This is a genomic window from Streptomyces typhae (assembly GCF_009755605.1).
GTDB lineage: Bacteria > Actinomycetota > Actinomycetes > Streptomycetales > Streptomycetaceae > Streptomyces > Streptomyces typhae.
In genome coordinates this window covers 179865-194742 of the sequence record NZ_WPNZ01000016.1, presented here as the reverse complement: position 1 = coordinate 194742, position 14878 = coordinate 179865, and the positions used below count along the sequence as shown (strand labels likewise).

At 73.1% G+C, this 14878-nt stretch carries 13 protein-coding genes; 9 read left to right on the top strand and 4 right to left on the bottom strand.

All coding sequences use genetic code 11. The annotated features are described in order from the left end of the window. Positions 1 to 194: 194 nt before the first annotated feature. Entirely contained in the window at positions 195 to 1160 is a 966-nt protein-coding gene (locus GPA10_RS27500; protein ID WP_157167820.1) for an isocitrate lyase/PEP mutase family protein, read from the bottom strand. A 283-nt stretch (positions 1161 to 1443) separates the two neighbouring features. Between GPA10_RS27500 and GPA10_RS27495 the strand changes: the two genes are divergently transcribed. Together GPA10_RS27495 and GPA10_RS27490 are read left to right on the top strand one after the other, a co-directional pair. Next, on the top strand, positions 1444 to 2031 hold the full coding sequence (locus GPA10_RS27495) for a hypothetical protein (RefSeq protein ID WP_157167819.1): 588 nt from the start codon (positions 1444 to 1446) through the stop codon (positions 2029 to 2031). Between the two features lie 589 nt (positions 2032 to 2620). Continuing rightward, positions 2621 to 3271 carry a class F sortase gene (locus GPA10_RS27490; RefSeq protein WP_157167818.1) on the top strand — a complete coding sequence of 217 codons (651 nt, stop codon included), beginning with the start codon at positions 2621 to 2623 and terminating at the stop codon, positions 3269 to 3271. Between the two features lie 23 nt (positions 3272 to 3294). On the opposite strand, the gene GPA10_RS27485 is transcribed toward GPA10_RS27490, so the two are convergent. Next, complete coding sequence (locus tag GPA10_RS27485; RefSeq protein ID WP_157167817.1) at positions 3295 to 4134, bottom strand: N-acetylmuramoyl-L-alanine amidase; 840 nt, start codon at positions 4132 to 4134, stop codon at positions 3295 to 3297. Positions 4135 to 4430: 296 nt separating this feature from the next. Between GPA10_RS27485 and GPA10_RS27480 the strand changes: the two genes are divergently transcribed. The 3 genes from GPA10_RS27480 to GPA10_RS27470 all read left to right on the top strand — a co-directional run bounded on the left by GPA10_RS27480 (position 4431) and on the right by GPA10_RS27470 (position 6916). After that, entirely contained in the window at positions 4431 to 4856 is a 426-nt protein-coding gene (locus tag GPA10_RS27480) for a YciI family protein (RefSeq protein ID WP_157167816.1), read from the top strand. A 115-nt stretch (positions 4857 to 4971) separates the two neighbouring features. After that, positions 4972 to 6306: an RNA polymerase sigma factor gene (locus GPA10_RS27475; RefSeq protein ID WP_157167815.1), complete on the top strand. Its 1335-nt coding sequence runs from the start codon at positions 4972 to 4974 to the stop codon at positions 6304 to 6306. Between the two features lie 298 nt (positions 6307 to 6604). Next, on the top strand, positions 6605 to 6916 hold the full coding sequence (locus GPA10_RS27470) for a plasmid mobilization protein (RefSeq protein WP_157167814.1): 312 nt from the start codon (positions 6605 to 6607) through the stop codon (positions 6914 to 6916). A gap of 21 nt (positions 6917 to 6937) precedes the next feature. Here GPA10_RS27470 and asnB read toward each other — a convergent pair whose 3' ends face one another. Then, positions 6938 to 8779 carry an asparagine synthase (glutamine-hydrolyzing) gene (asnB, locus tag GPA10_RS27465; RefSeq protein ID WP_157167813.1) on the bottom strand — a complete coding sequence of 614 codons (1842 nt, stop codon included), beginning with the start codon at positions 8777 to 8779 and terminating at the stop codon, positions 6938 to 6940. A 297-nt stretch (positions 8780 to 9076) separates the two neighbouring features. Between asnB and GPA10_RS27460 the strand changes: the two genes are divergently transcribed. Further along, positions 9077 to 10030: a DMT family transporter gene (locus tag GPA10_RS27460; RefSeq protein ID WP_246259840.1), complete on the top strand. Its 954-nt coding sequence runs from the start codon at positions 9077 to 9079 to the stop codon at positions 10028 to 10030. Here GPA10_RS27460 and GPA10_RS27455 read toward each other — a convergent pair. Further along, entirely contained in the window at positions 9963 to 10574 is a 612-nt protein-coding gene (locus GPA10_RS27455; RefSeq protein ID WP_058848778.1) for a TetR/AcrR family transcriptional regulator, read from the bottom strand. The two genes, GPA10_RS27460 and GPA10_RS27455, sit on opposite strands and share 68 nt — an antisense overlap. 621 nt (positions 10575 to 11195) lie before the next feature. On the opposite strand from GPA10_RS27455, the gene GPA10_RS27450 reads away from it, so the two are divergent. From GPA10_RS27450 to GPA10_RS27440, 3 genes are all read left to right on the top strand, one after another. Then, positions 11196 to 12140 (top strand): Gfo/Idh/MocA family protein, encoded by a 945-nt coding sequence (locus tag GPA10_RS27450; protein ID WP_157167812.1) that lies wholly within the window; start codon positions 11196 to 11198, stop codon positions 12138 to 12140. A 452-nt stretch (positions 12141 to 12592) separates the two neighbouring features. Next, on the top strand, positions 12593 to 13414 hold the full coding sequence (locus GPA10_RS27445; protein WP_058848780.1) for an MmyB family transcriptional regulator: 822 nt from the start codon (positions 12593 to 12595) through the stop codon (positions 13412 to 13414). Between the two features lie 123 nt (positions 13415 to 13537). Beyond that, positions 13538 to 14578 carry a beta-ketoacyl-[acyl-carrier-protein] synthase family protein gene (locus GPA10_RS27440; RefSeq protein WP_157167811.1) on the top strand — a complete coding sequence of 347 codons (1041 nt, stop codon included), beginning with the start codon at positions 13538 to 13540 and terminating at the stop codon, positions 14576 to 14578. Positions 14579 to 14878: the final 300 nt, after the last annotated feature.

Below are 14878 nucleotides of genomic sequence, written 5' to 3'. Positions count from 1 at the left end.
CCCCCCCACTCGGCGGCGGGCCCGCCGCTCCCTTTCCCGCGCACCTCGCGCACCTCGCGCGCTGCGGACACCTCGCGCTCCGCGGGCACCCTGCGCCCCGCCGGCACCCCGCGCGCCCGCCACGGCCGCCGACTCAGCGGGCCACTGAGCGGTCGGCTCGGCGGGCGCGTCCGGCCGTCCGCTCGGCGGCTTGCTCAGTCGTCCGCTCGGCCGTCCGCGTCCCCGTCACCGTCACCGTCACCGTCGACGGTGCCTTCGTGGTCGGCGAAGTCCGTCGCGAGCGCCTGTGCCTCAGCGTACGTCGGCAAACCCTCCGTGCCCACGGTGCCCCGGGTGAACTCCCTTGCCACGTCCACCGCTTGCCGCACCGCCGCACGGAACAGGAGCGATCCGCTGCTGACGCGCCGCACCCCGAGCTCGGCGAGGCGCCGGGGCGACAGGCCCCCGGGGGCGTACAAGATGTTCAGGGGGACGTCGAGGGCTTCGGTGAGTCCGCCGATGACGGACTCGTCCTGGACGCCGGGTACGAACACGCCGTCCGCGCCCGCCGCGTGGTAGGCCGCGGCGCGCTCGTGGGTCTCCTTCTCTCCCCCGGCCTTCAGCCAGTACGTGTCCGTGCGCGCGTTCAGGAACAGCTCGGGCACGGCGTCCTTCACGGCGCGGATCAGGTCGCACTGCGGGCCCACGGCACTCAACGTGCCGTCGGGCCTGCCGTCTTCCAGGTTCACGCCGGCCACGCCCGCCGCGGCCAGCTCACGGACGAGCCCCGCGACGTCCTCCGGCCGCTCGCCGAAACCGCCCTCGATGTCGACGGTGACGAGCACTGGCAGACGCGCGATGCCGCGCGCGAGGAGCAGCGTCTCCGCCCGCGCGGTGCCTGCGGCGTCCGCCTTGCCCGCGGCGGCCGCGACGCCGAGGCTGGTCGTGCCGATCGCGGGGAAGCCCGCACGGGCGAGGGCGGCGGCGGACGCGTGGTCCCAGGCGTTGGGCAGGAGCAGGGGGTCACCGGGGCGGTGCAGGTCGCGGAAGGCGGCGTACCGGTCGGGGGTCCCGGTCTCTGCGGGCGTCCCGGCTGCGGTGGGCGTACCGGCTGCGATGGGCGTCCCGCTTCCGTGGCTCGCAGTGCTCGTACCCCTCGTGTCAGCGTCGTTCGTGTCCATGAACGCACTGTGCCAGAAGCCTCTGACATCGCACGGGCCACGTCGGCACCGAGTCGGTGCCGTGGTCGAGGAGTTGCTGTGCACGCACGCTGAATTCGTGCGTTCCCGCACTCTGAAGTCGGTGTGTGCCCGCACGCTGGAGTCGGTGTGTGCCCGCACGCTGATCGGACGCCAACAGGAACCTGACAGCTTCCTCATAACTTCACGCCAGCCTGTGCGGCAGGCCCGGCGCCCCCGACCACGGCGCCGGGTCCTTCCGAGTCAGAGCTGGAATGGAGCCCTTATGTCCCGCCATGCCCGTCGTCCCCAGCGCCGCTCGCCTCTGCGCGCCGTAGCCGTGGCCACCGCCGTGGCCGGCGGGGTGCTCGCCGCTCCGGCCGCCTCGGCCTTCGCGGACGACGCGTCGCCCAAGCCGTCCAAGGCCCCGACGTCCGCGCCGTCCCCCGAGGACGTGGCGAAGAAGCGGGCCGCGGCCGAGCAGGCCCTCAAGGAGGGCAAGCCCGCGGCGGCCCCGCCGCGCGGTGGTGTCGCCGCGGGCGACCGCCCCGTCGAACGCCAGGAGGCCGCTGCCGAGCCCGTGCCGTCGGACGCCCGCAAGAAGGCCGCCAGGAAGGCCGCCGCGGCCGTGCCGTCGGAACTCCGCAAGAAGGCCGACGCCAAGCCCACCCCCAAGCCCGCGCCGTCGGACGCCCGGAAGAAGGCCGCCGCGGTGGCACAGGAGCCCAAGGGCGCCGTCGCCGCGGGCGAGCGCCCCGCGTCCGGCAGTGACAGCACGAACGCCCTGATCGGCTCGGCCGCGGGCATGACGCTCCTCGCGGGCGCCGGCACTATCGTCCTGCGCCGCCGCGCGACCCTGCGCCGGCAGGGCTGACACCCCTCGATCCCGTCGCCCCCGCCACTACGTCCTCCGTTCGCCGCCGGGCGTGCCGCGCACGGTCGGTTCCGGCGGGGGCGCCGGGCGGCGGGGGCGCCGTGCGGCACCGGAGGGGGGTGCCGCCCGGCACCGCCGGGGTGGTCACCCGAGGCGACGCAAGGTGGTCACCCGAGGCAATGCGCGGCTCGTCGCCCGAAGCAACGCAAGGTGGGCGCCCGAAGCAACGCAGGGAGCGCGCGGGCTGCGCCGCCGAAGGCGCCGGTGGCCCCACAGGGCAAACCGGAGGAGGCACGCCAGCCACACCACCGGAGCCAGCCACGCGCGGTGGCCCCGCAGGACACCGCAGGACACCGCAGGACACCGCACAGTGCCACCGCGCCCGACGGCACCCACCGCACACGCCATCCCGCCCCCCCGCTCGGCCCCACCCTTCTCCCGCGGCGGCCCCGCCGCGTACGTCCCCTGTCGCAGCCGCGCCCGGCCCTCCCCCGTCCCGCGCCGGGGCCCGCCTCCCCCCAGCCTCGAATACCTCGTCCAGCACCGCCACCGGCCCCCGCCGGTGCCGGTGCCCGCTCCCGGAGCGCCCATGACCTCTGCACCCTCTCGGCGGGCCCCCCGCGCCGCCGCCCTCGCGGCGGCCGGGCTCGCTCTCGTCTGTGCCGCCGTGAGCGGCTGTTCCTCGGCGGGCGGCGCGCGCGCCGAGTCGCCCTCCACGTACGCGGTCGAGAAGGTCGAGGAGCCCCGCGACTCCGCGTCCCCGCCCGGTTCCGGCCGCTCCGCGGGCCGCGTCGCGCCCGCCTCGCCAGTGCGTGTGTCGGTGCCGTCCATCGGCGTCGACAGCTCCCTGATGCGGCTCGGTCTGAACGCGGACCGTACGGTCGAGGTGCCGCCCCCGGACAAGGGGATGACCGCGGGGTGGTACACCGGCGGCGCCGTCCCCGGGGAGCCGGGCGCGGCCGTGATCATCGGTCACAACGACACCCGTTTCGGGCGGGCCGTCTTCCACGACCTGAAGAAGGTGCGCACGGGCGCGGACATCGCCGTACGCGACTCGCGCGGGAAGACGGTGCACTTCACGGTCACCGGCACCGAGACGGTCGACAAGAAGGCCTTCCCGACGAAGAAGGTCTACGGCAGCACCCGCTCGCGGGCCCTGCGCCTGATCACCTGCGACGGCGCCTTCGACGCCCAGGGCCACCCGGTGGACAACCTGATCGTGTACGCCACCGCGCGCTGACCCGTACCGGCGTGCGCGCCGGTTCAACCGTGCCGCGCGGCCGCCGCCCGCGCCGACGTCCGGCCCTGGAGGGCCGCCGCCCGCTCCCGGATGGCGGGCAGCTCGGCCCGCAGCGCGGCGCCGGGGCAGTGCGTGGAGTAGCCGTCGGCGTGACCGGACACCGCGTGGAAGTCGGCGTGGGCGCCCGCGGGGAACCTGCTGAGGCTGTTGCTGGACACCAGGCGTGCGGTGCGCCGCGGGTCGGCGTCGGCGAGGCCGAGCTTCCACGCGGCGAGGGCGGCGATGGCCTCCGCCATCGGGGCGGGCACCGGCACCCCCGCGGTGAACGTGCCGATCGCGGCGACACCGGCCGTGCGCTGGTTGAACCCCTGCGTGTGCGCGCCGACGACGGGCCGGTCGACACCGCCCCCGCGCCCCTCGTAGATCGTGCCGCAGCGGTCGACGAGGAAGTTGTAGCCGATGTCGTCGAACAGCCGGGCCCGGGTCTGGCCCTCGGCGAGGGCCCGGATGATGCGCGGCACGTCGGCGCAGTCGTACCGGTTCGGCGAGTCGGTGTGGTGGACGAAGACCGCGACCACCGGCGCCCCGTAGCGGGCGGGCGCCCTGGCCCTCCCGGTGTCGCCGAGCCACCGCTCGCGCGGCACGATGGCCGGCCTGGCGGCGCGGTGCCCCGCGGACCGGGCCTCGGTCCCGCGCCCGCCGGACTCGACCGCCCGCTCCACACCCAGGACGCACAGCACGAGGGCGGCCACGGCGGCGAGGCCGGGCACGCACACGAGGACCGCGCGCCCGGCACGCGGCAGCCGCCCCACCGCCTTCTCCCGCACGGCACGCAAAGCCCCCGTGGCACGCAAGGCACGCATGGGCCCACTCTCGCGGCGACCGTGACGGACCGCCCCGCGGGGTCCGCCGGTCGGGTGACCCGGGGCGGAGTGCCCGGCCCGCGTCCCGCCCTCCATGGGGACCCGCAACGCCCCCGCGCAGGCCCCGCGGCATACCCGCGCCATCCCCGCCCCGGCACCGCCCCGGCCCCACCCGGTCACCGAAGAAAGATCTTCGAAAAATTCTTCGGAAAAGTTGTAGAGACCGGGTCGCCCGCTCCGACGTCCCCTGTGAAAGTTGCCCACGAGGGGCGACGACGCAGCCAAGGAGTGCGGTCATGAAGTATCTGGTGATGGTGCAGGGTTCCCAGGCCGATTACGAGGCCATGGGCGGCAAGGCCTCCCCGCAGAGCCCGGCGTGGAGCGAGAAGGAGCTCCAGGACATGTTCGCGTTCATGAACAAGCTGAACGACGACCTGGCGGAGTCCGGCGAGCTCGTCGACGGCCAGGGTCTGACCGAGCCCGCGCAGACCCGTCTTGTCGGCGTCGACGACAACGGCCGCCCCGTGATCACGGACGGGCCCTACGGCGAGACGAAGGAAGTCCTCGCCGGTTACTGGGTCCTGGACTGCGAGAGCTTGGAGCGGGTCACGGAGATCGCCCAGCGGATCAACGAGTGTCCCGCGCCCGCGGGCGCCCCGACGCCGCCGGTGGTGATCCGGCCGATCCAGGGGGCCGGTGGCGACGGCGAGCCGGGATGCTGAGGCGTCCACCCGGCAGCGGGGCGCGGGACCGGCGCGCGGCGGCGGTCCCCGCCCCCGGCGGTGCGGCCCGCCGGTGCCTCCCGCCCCGCCAGGACGGCCGGACCACACCGCCCCGATGACCCCTGCCCCAGCAGGACGGCCGGACCACACCGCCCCGGCGACCCCTGCCCCGCCAGAACGGCCGCACCACACCGCCCCGGCGACCCCTGCCCCGCCAGAACGGCCGGACCACACCGTCGAGGACCTGCTGCGCCTGCACGCGCCGCAGGTCCTCGGCGCGCTCGTGCGGCGCTACGGCCACTTCGGGGAGGCCGAGGACGCCGTACAGGAGGCCCTGCTCGCGGCCGCCCGCGAGTGGCCGGGACGCGGGGTGCCGGACAACCCGCGCGGCTGGCTGATCAAGGTGGCGTCGCGACGCCTCACGGACCAGTTGCGCAGCGACTCGGCCCGGCGGCGGCGCGAGGAGAACGCCGCCCTCCTGACGCCCCGCGACGCGTTCACCGCGCCGCCGCCCGGCGAGGCCCGCGCCCCGTCCCAGGACGACACCCTCACGCTGCTGTTCCTGTGCTGCGACCCGTCGCTCGCCCCGGCCGCCCAGATCGCGCTGACGCTCAGGGCCGTCGGCGGCCTCACGACCGCCGAGATCGCCCGCGCGCACCTGGTCCCGGAGGCGACGATGGCGCAGCGCATCAGCCGCGCCAAGCAGAAGGTGCGGGGGGCTCCCTTCCGGCAGCCGGGGCCCGCCGACCGCGACGCGCGCCTCGCCGCCGTCCTGCAAGTCCTCTATCTGATCTTCAACGAGGGCTACACGGCGACGTCGGGCCCCGCCCTGCACCGCGCCGACCTCGCCCGCGAGGCCGTCCGGCTGACCCGCGCTGTGCGGCTGCTGCTGCCCCGCGAGGGCGCGGTGACCGGCCTGCTCGCGCTGATGCTGCTCACCGACGCGCGCAGCGCCGCCCGCACCGGACCGCACGGCGAGCTGGTCCCGCTGGACGAGCAGGACCGCTCCCTCTGGGACGCCGCGGCGATCGGCGAGGGCGTCGCGCTGGTGGAGGAGTCCCTGCGCCAGGGCCCGGCGGGCGTCTATCAGGTGCAGGCCGCGATCGCCGCGCTGCACGACGAGGCGGCCCGCGCGGAGGACACCGACTGGCCGCAGATCCTCGCCCTGTACGACATCCTGGTGCGCCGCACCCCGGAGCCCATGGCCGCGCTGGGGCGGGCCGTGGCGGTGGCCATGGTGCACGGCCCGTCGGCAGGGCTCAGCGAACTGGCCGCTCTCGAAGAGCGGTTGGCCGGCCACCACCGGCTCGAATCGGTACGCGGACATCTCCTCGAACGCGCCGGCGACCCGGAAGGGGCACGCGCCGCCTACCAGGTGGCGTCCCAGCGCACGCTCAGCCGACCGGAGTCCCGCTACCTCCAGATGCGGGCGGCACGTCTGACGCCGTGAACGAGACCGACGAACCCGATCATGTAACGCAGATCACAGCAAACGGAATCGGTGGCGAGGGAACGCGACGGCCTATTTCATCGTTGAACAAGATGAGAGCCCCGACCGCGATTCCCCCGTCCGGCCGGGGCTCTCCTCCGTGCGGCACCCGCCGAGGCACCCCAGCCCCCTGCCGCCCCCCTGCCGCCCCACTGGATGTCACCTGAAGTTCGCCACCACTTCGGGACACTGCCACCCCTTCGTGCACGAATATGCCAACCGCACCGCGCGACACCGATCCGGGCGGCATCATGCGTCCATGGACGGTGCCAAGCCTGTGCAGGTCTTGTTCTCACCCGACGAGTACGCCGCCGTGTCCCGGCAGGCCGACCGCCTCGGCATCACACCCGCGGAGTTCATACGCCGCGCCGCCGCCGTCCACGCCGGACGGGAACCGGACACCTGCGACGGCGGCAGCACCCGGCGCGGCGCGGTGGTGCCCCCGGTCCGGCGCTCCACCGACACCCGGAGCACCCCGGCCCTGCAACGGTTCCTGGACACCCTCGCGGCCACCGACCCGGCCCGGGTCCCGCCCCAGCAGCCGGCGGTCCGCAACTGCTCGGGCCCCTGACCGGCGCCCGCGCCCACACGCTCAGGGCAGCACGACCTCCGGCCCGTACAGGTCGAACCACAAGGCCAGATCGAGCGCACGCTCCAGGCCGCGCCGTGACGCCTGCATGATCTGCGGGGTGTCCCGGTGCGCGAGCCGGTGCAGGATGTCGCGGTCGACGAGGCCGAAGACCGGGTGCCCGGGACGCGTCAGGAGGTCCTTGGCGTGCTCCTGGAGCGCGAAGGCGTACTTCGGGTCCTGCGTGGAGGGGTACGGGCTCTTGACCCGGTCGTAGACGGAGCGCGGCAGACTGTCCCTGGCTGCCTCGCGCAGCAGCGACTTCTCCCTGCCGTCGAAGGACTTCAGCGCCCAGGGCGCGTTGTAGACGTACGCGACGAGGCGGTGGTCGCAGAAAGGCACCCGCACCTCGAGCCCCACGGCCATGCTCGCGCGGTCCTTGCGGTCGAGGAGCGAGCGCACGAAGCGCGTCAGGTAGAGATGGCTGACGGTCCGCATGCGGTACTCGAAGTCGCTCTCCCCGTCGAGGCGTTCGACCCCGGCGGCGGCCGTGGCGTAGCTGTCCGCGACGTACGTGGGCACGTCGAGGGCGGCGAGGACGTCGCGCCGCAGGACGCCCGTCTCGTCGCCCAGCGTCTCCGCGTGCCGCACCAGCCACGGGAAGGTGCCGCCCTGCCGGGCCCGCTCGTCGAAGAACTGCCGGTAGCCGCCGAACACCTCGTCCGCCGACTCACCGGACAGGGCGACGGTGGAGTGCTCGCGGATGGCCCGGAAGAGCAGATACAGCGAGGCGTCCATGTCCCCGAAGCCGACGGGAAGATCGCGCGCCGTCAGCATCTTCGCCCGCACGTCGGGGTCGGCGAGCGCCTCGGTGTCCAGGACGATGTCGCGGTGGTCGGTACCGGCGAGGCGCGCCACGTCGTGGGCGTAGGGCGCGTCCGGTGTGCCCCGCATCTCGTCGGCGACGAAGTGCTCGCTCAGGCCCGCGAAGTCGACAGCGAAGCTCCGCAGTGTCTCCCCCGTACCGGCGAGCCGCCCCGCGGCCAGCGCCGCCATCGCGGACGAGTCGAGGCCGCCGGAGAGCAGCACGCAGCGCGGCACGTCGGCCACCAGCTGGCGGCGCACGATGTCGTCGAGCAGCTCGCGCACGGTGGCCACGGTCTCGTCGCGGTCGTGCGGATGCGGGCGGGTCTCCAGACGCCAGTAGGTACGGCTGCGCAGCCCGTCGCGGTCGACGGTCACGACGGTGCCGGGCTCGACCTCGTGCATGCCGTCCCACACGGCGTGCCCCGGCGTCTTGACGAAGGCGAACACCTCGCGGAGTCCGTCGACGGTGACGCGGGGGCGCACGAGCGGGTTGGCCAGGATCGCCTTGGGCTCGGAGCCGAACAGGACGCCGTCCGGGGTCGGGTGGAAGTAGAAGGGCTTGATGCCCATGCGGTCACGGACCATGACCAGGCGCTGCCTGCGCCCGTCCCACACGGCGAACGCGTACATCCCGTTGAGCCGCTCGGCGACGCCCTCGCCCCACTGGAGGTAGCCGCGCAGCACCACCTCGGTGTCGGAGCCGGTCGTGAACGCGTGCCCGTGCCCGGCCAGTTCCGCGCGCAGTTCGGTGAAGTTGTACGTCTCGCCGGAGTAGACCAGGGCGACCGTGCCCTCCGGGGTCGCCGCGGTCATCGGCTGGCGTCCGCCGGGCAGGTCGATGACGGCGAGGCGCCGGTGCCCGAGCGCCGCGGGCCCTTCGGTCCAGGTGCCGCGGTCGTCCGGGCCGCGACACGACATCGTCTCCGTCATCGCGTCCAGGGTCTGCCCGTGCGCCCGCAGATCGCGGTCGAACGACACCCAGCCGGTGATGCCACACATGGGGGTCTCCTCCTGCCGTCCGGCTGCCCACCTCCGGTCGCACGCCGCGAACGGCCGCACGCCGAATTAGATGTAGTAGGCAGCTATCTCTCCAGGCTCCGCCTCGGACGACACGCGGTCAACGCGCCCACGACGCACCGGATCCGCACCACCGCAGCATTCCGGACACCCCGGGGCGAAGGTCAAGGGACCGTCAGGACGCCCCCTGGCCCCGCACCGCGACGGACCGCGTCCGCCTCCAGGGCCACAGGCGCCCGGAACCACACATTCCGGCCACGGGTAAAGAGTCGCTCAACCTTGCGCCGCACCCCGGAGCAGATGCTCGGCGTCCTGACGGGCGTGGTCGATGGCGTCGGAACCACCCCCATGCCGTACGCCACCAGACCGCCCTCGTGCAGCAGCATCAGCGACCTGCCGAGCGACACCGCCCGGCGGGGCGCGTGGGACCGCACCAGGCCGTCCTGGCGCGGCCTGACGGCCCGCGACCTCGCCCGCCGGGCGCTCGTCGGCGCCCTGTCGCAGAGCGGCTACATCCTGACCGTGTACTACGCGATCCAGCTCGGCGTCTCCAGCGGCACGGCGGCGCTGATCGACGGGGCCCAGCCCCTGGTCGCGGGCGCGCTCGCCGGCCCGCTGCTCGGCCAGTACGTGTCCCGCACCCAGTGGCTCGGGCTCGCGCTCGGGCTCACCGGCGTGGCGATCGTGACGGCGGGCGACGCCGCCGCCGGTTCCGGCGTGCCCCGGTGGGCCTACGCCGTGCCGTTCGCCGGCATGCTGTCGCTGGTCGCCACGACCTTCCTGGACCGCCGCACCCGCACCGCGGTCGCGCCGTCCGCCGCGCTGACGGTGCACTGCGTCACGAGCGCGGTCGTCTTCACGGGGCTCGCGCTCGCCACACACCGGGCGGCACCGGTCGCCGAGGTGTCCTTCTGGACGGCGATCGGCTGGCTCGTGGCGCTGTCCACCTTCGGCGGCTACGGCCTGTACTGGCTGATCCTGCGCCGCAGCGGTGTCACCCGCGTGAACACCCTGATGTTCCTGATGGCGCCCGTGACGTCCCTGTGGGGCGCGGCGATGCTCGGGGAGCCGTTCGGCGCGCAGACGGCGCTCGGTCTCGCCATCGCCCTCACGGCGGTGGCGGTGGTGCACCGGGGCTCGGGGCGGGGCCGCGCGGGGGCCGTCGTCACGTCGGCGCCGGGTCCTGCGGAGGCGTCAGACAGGCCTGCACGGCCGGTGCGTAGCGGTCGGTGATCTCCTCTATCGCCGCCGCCCGCAGATGCGGGCCGCGCGCGATGCCGTACATCACCCCGAGTCCGAGCAGCATCCCGACGGCCAGCTCGGCCCGCAGCCCCGCGTCGGGCCCGGACAGCCGGTCACCGAGCCTGCGGACCACCTGCGTACGGAAGTTCGCGCGCAGCACATAGCCGTGCTCGCGGTGCAGCGGGGCGTGGACGATGCGCAGGATGGGGTCGGCGCCGCGTTCGGCCTGGCTGGTGAGCAGGTACCGGACCATGTGCCGGCCGAGGCCGTCGAGGGGGGCGTCCAGGACCGCCTCCGCGTCCTCCTCGAAGGACATGATCCGGGCGAACAGCGCGTCCTTGCTGCCGAAGTACTTGAGAACCAGTGGCGCGCTCACCCCGGCGCGCTCGGCCACGGCCTTCAGCGTGATGTCCGTGTGCGCGTGCCGTGCGAGCAGATGCCGCGCGGCACGCATGATCGCGGCCTTCGTCGTCTCCGCGTCACGCCGCCCGGGGCCCGGCGCGCACGCCGCCGCAGGCGAGGTCGAGCTGGTCATGGCGTCACTTTCCTTCTGCGGACGCCCACTTGGGCGCCCCGTCCGAGCGTAGGGCGCACAGCCGCGCGCGGCCCGCGGTTCGGCCCGACCGGCGACGAGACGCCGATCACGGCCGTCGGCGGTCCGGTGTCGCCACCATCTTTCCCCGAAAGACCGGATGTCGGAAACTCCCGGACAGTCAGGACACGTCCCGAACCCGCGACACACTCGTTTCGGACACCATCTATCGGCCATCCATCAACGCTGAGTGAATGCGAATTCACCCCCGACATCTTTGGCCATGAATTACCATTCACAGGGCATGAGTTGACGGAACGTCGAGAAAGTCACCCGCCCACTCGACGAACGGCACGAACCGCGCCGCCCGTACTTCACCGAACGCCCCTCCGATGCGCAGGAGAAGCCGCACCCGAATAGGTCCAGACCTTCGGCACTCGAAGGTTCGCTCCCCCTCTCCCCCCTTCTCCCCCTCCTCTCCCCTCCTCCCCTCTCTTCTCTCCCCTCTCTTCACACGCACCAGAAGCACTCCCCCGTATCGAGCCGGCCCCCGCGCCCCGACGCCGGGTCCCGGCCCCGCCACGCCCGTGCTGCCGCCACAGCCCGCTCAGCCATACTGCGCGCATGACCAGACTTCGAGTGGGCTTGATCGGTACGGGCCCCTGGGCCACCCAGACGCACGCACCGGTGCTCGCCGCGCACCCCGACGCCACACTGTCGGGCATCTGGGGCCGCCGCCCGCAGGCGGCGGCCGACCTCGCGAACGCGCACGCCACCACGGCGTACGAGGACCTGGACGAGCTGTTCGCGGCCAGCGACGCGATCGCCTTCGCCGTGCCGCCGGACGTGCAGGCGCCGCTGGCGGAACGAGCCGCGGCGGCCGGCCGCCACCTGCTTCTGGACAAGCCGATCGCCACCTCACCGGAGGCGGCGCGCACCCTCGCCGCGGCCGTGGCGAAGGCCGGGGTGGCGTCCGTCGTCTTCTTCACGCTCCGCTTCGCGCCGCCCATGGCCGGCTGGCTGGCGGACCGCTCCCAGGAAGGGCCGTGGTTCACCGCCCGCGCCGACTGGTACAGCTCGTTCTTCGCGGCGGACGGGACCGGCGCGTTCGACTCCCCGTGGCGGGCCGACAAGGGCGGCCTGTGGGACGTCGGCCCGCACGCACTGTCCGTGCTCACGGCCGTACTCGGCGAGGTCACAGCGGTGACGGCGGCGCCGGGACCCGAGGACGCCGTCCATCTGGTCCTGCGGCACGAGAGCGGCGCGTCGAGCACCGCGACGCTCACCCTGCGGGCCCCCGCCGCCGCCGAGGGCCTGGTCCTGGAGTTCCGCGGCGAGCAGGGGACGGCGACGCCGCCGGGGTGGGGCGAGAGCGGCTGGGGCGACTCCACCGATGCATTTCGGTCAGCGGTCGCCGCGCTGGCGCAAGCAGCGGGCGGCGGAAAGCAGCACCCCTGCGACGTCCATTTCGGCTTGCGGGTGACGGACGTCCTCACGGAAGCGGAACGGCAAGTGGCCGCCCGGCGGGCCTCGGAACTTCCGGCCCGGTCGTCGGCTCAGGCCCCTTGAGCCCGCTTCGGACCCTTGCGCCGCCCGTGACAGCACGGGCGGCCGGTACCGTGGCCGCTACGTAATGGCGAGTGACGGCACCGGCCGCAGCCAGTGAACCCAGGAACCGAACCGGGCGGTAACTGGCACGCAGGTACACACTGCTCAGTTTCCGACCACACGGATCGGAATACGAACAACCGGTCCCGCGCACCACCCGACATCGACCCCGTAGGCCTTGGGGGTGCCCAGCGCCGAGGAATTTCAGCCAATTTCACGCTGCTCGAACAAGACGCCCCTGAGTTGTGCCCACGAGCCCACCGACGATCAAACCTGCAGGTCGGTGCTCTCGCGTACTCCATGATGCCGCATCTGCTGATCGTTTTCTTCAGGCAATGTTTATGACCAAAGAAGATGCGAGTATTTAGACTGCTTACGCTCAACTCGGCGTGTACGAAGAGGGATTACCCACCATGAACAAGACGGCGCTGCGCGCTCTGCTCCGTGAACGACGCGCCCTCATCGCCCCCGAATCGCACGGGTTCGTCCGCTCCACGGGCCAGGGACGCCGTGCGCCCGGCCTCTCCCAGCATCAGGTGGACCAGCTCCTCCACCGCACCCTGGGCACCTATCACCGCCTGGAGTCCGGCAACTACCCCAACCCGCCGACCGCCCTCCTGCGCGATGTGGCCCGCCTGTTCGGCCTCAACGAGCAGGAATGGGTCTCTTTGTGCAGATATGCCCTGCTTCAGGACCCCCCGGGGCCCCTCCATCTGTCGGCGGGCAAAGAGGTCCCGGGCGTCTGGCAGGAGGCCGTGGAGGGTGTGCGGCACATGGCCTACGTCACCGACGCCTCCTGGGACATGCTCGCCCACAACGAGGCCTTCACCCGGATGTTCCCCGACGGGCAGGTGCCGTCGAACATCATGCGGTGGATGGTCCTCGACCCGGTGGGCCGCGCCCACCTCCTCGACTGGCAGTCCTCCTGGGCCCCGATGGTCCTCCCCCAGCTGCACGGCGCGCTCGCCTCGCGCCCGGAGGACGAGACGCTCCGCCAGATCGAGAAGGAGGTCCTCGCCGACCCCGACGTCGCCGTCCACTACGGCGCGGGGCGCCCGCATCCCCACCCCGACGGCGACGAGCGCCCCCTCATGCACGCCGAGCTGGGCCCCGGCTGGGTCACGATGTGCGCCGCCCAGCCCTTGACAGCCCCCGGAGCACGACTGATGATCTTGGTGTTCCACCCGGGTGCACAGCGGTCCCACCCGCGCTCCCCCATGCTCAGGTCCAGCTGATCGCACCGCGTGATCGACCGGGCCTCCACGAACGGGTGAGCAGGGCAGGACGCATGTTCGATGTGGTGCAGTACTTTGGGCACGGATCCCCACATCCAACTGCGCCCCGTGGGAGCCACCGCCATGCCTGCTCATGTACTGAGACCCCAGACCGTCCTGGGTGACCACAAGGTCACCACCTCGGAGATCGCCGAGGACGTACGCCTGCACCACCCCGACCATCCACGGCTGCGTGCGTGCCTGCGGGTGATCGAGAACTGCGGGGTCCGTACGCGTTACTTCACGCGCCCGCTGGACTCCCCGACCGTCGCCGGTGCCGCCGGGATCGACGAGCGCACGCGCGTGGTGTTCGCCGACGTGCTCGCGATGGCGGAGCGGGCGGCGTTCGCGGCACTCGACGCGGCCGGCCTCGAGGCGGGGGACATCGACGCCATCGTGACCACGCACACCACGAGCTGGACCGTCCCGAATCTCGACATCAACCTGATCGAGCGCCTCGGCCTGCGCCCCACCGTGCGCCGCGTCGCTCTCACCACGGTGGCGTGCCCTGGTGGTGCCCAGGCGCTCATCCGCGCCGCCGACCTGGTGGCCGCGCGGCCCCGGAGCAAGGTCCTGGTGATCGCCGGCGAGGCCCTGTCCGGCATCTATCACCACTCCGACACCAGCATCGAGTCGATGATCTACAAGGCGCTCTTCGGGGACGCCGCGGCGGCGACGGTCGTCACCGGGGAGCAGCTCGGCCCCGGCCTCATGATCGAGGACACCTTCGAGTACGTCCTGCCGAACAGCGTCGAGCGCCAGGCGGGCCTGGTCGACCGCGGCGGCATCCATTTCGTGTCCACGAAGCAGGCGCTGTCCGCGGCCAATGACGTGCTGCCCCAGCTCAAGGCCTGGATCGGCACCGATCATCCCGAGTTCGCCGTCATCCACCCCGGAAGCCCACGGATCATCACGGACACTGCGGCAGCCCTCGGCCTCAGTGATCACGATGCGCGGCACTCCAGCGAGACGCTCGCGCATGAAGGCAACATCGGTGGTGTCAGTGTGTTGCGCGTGCTCGAACGCACGCATGCCGAGCCGCCTGCGGGCGGTGCACGGGGTTACACCGTCGCCTTCGGTCCTGGTTTCGCCACCGCGGCACTGCGCTGCCGCTGGCTGTCCTGACCGGTCCGCCCTCCGCGGCTCCTCGCCGCCGCTGTCGTCCCTCGCGCCGCCTCCTCTCATCCGCCGGTGCGCTCGCCTGTCTTTTGTCGGTGCGCTCACCTGTCGGTGTTCGGTCTGCTCGCCTGTCGGTGTTCGGTCTGCTCGCCTGTCGGTCTTCGGTCTGCTCGCCTATCGGTTGTCGGTGTGCTCACGTGTCGGTCTTCGGTCTGCTCACCTGTCCGTCCGGGCGTCGCTGCCGGTCCGAGGTCTCTCGAACACCGCCTGTGACGCACTCTGCCCCACATACCGGGTGGTACCGGC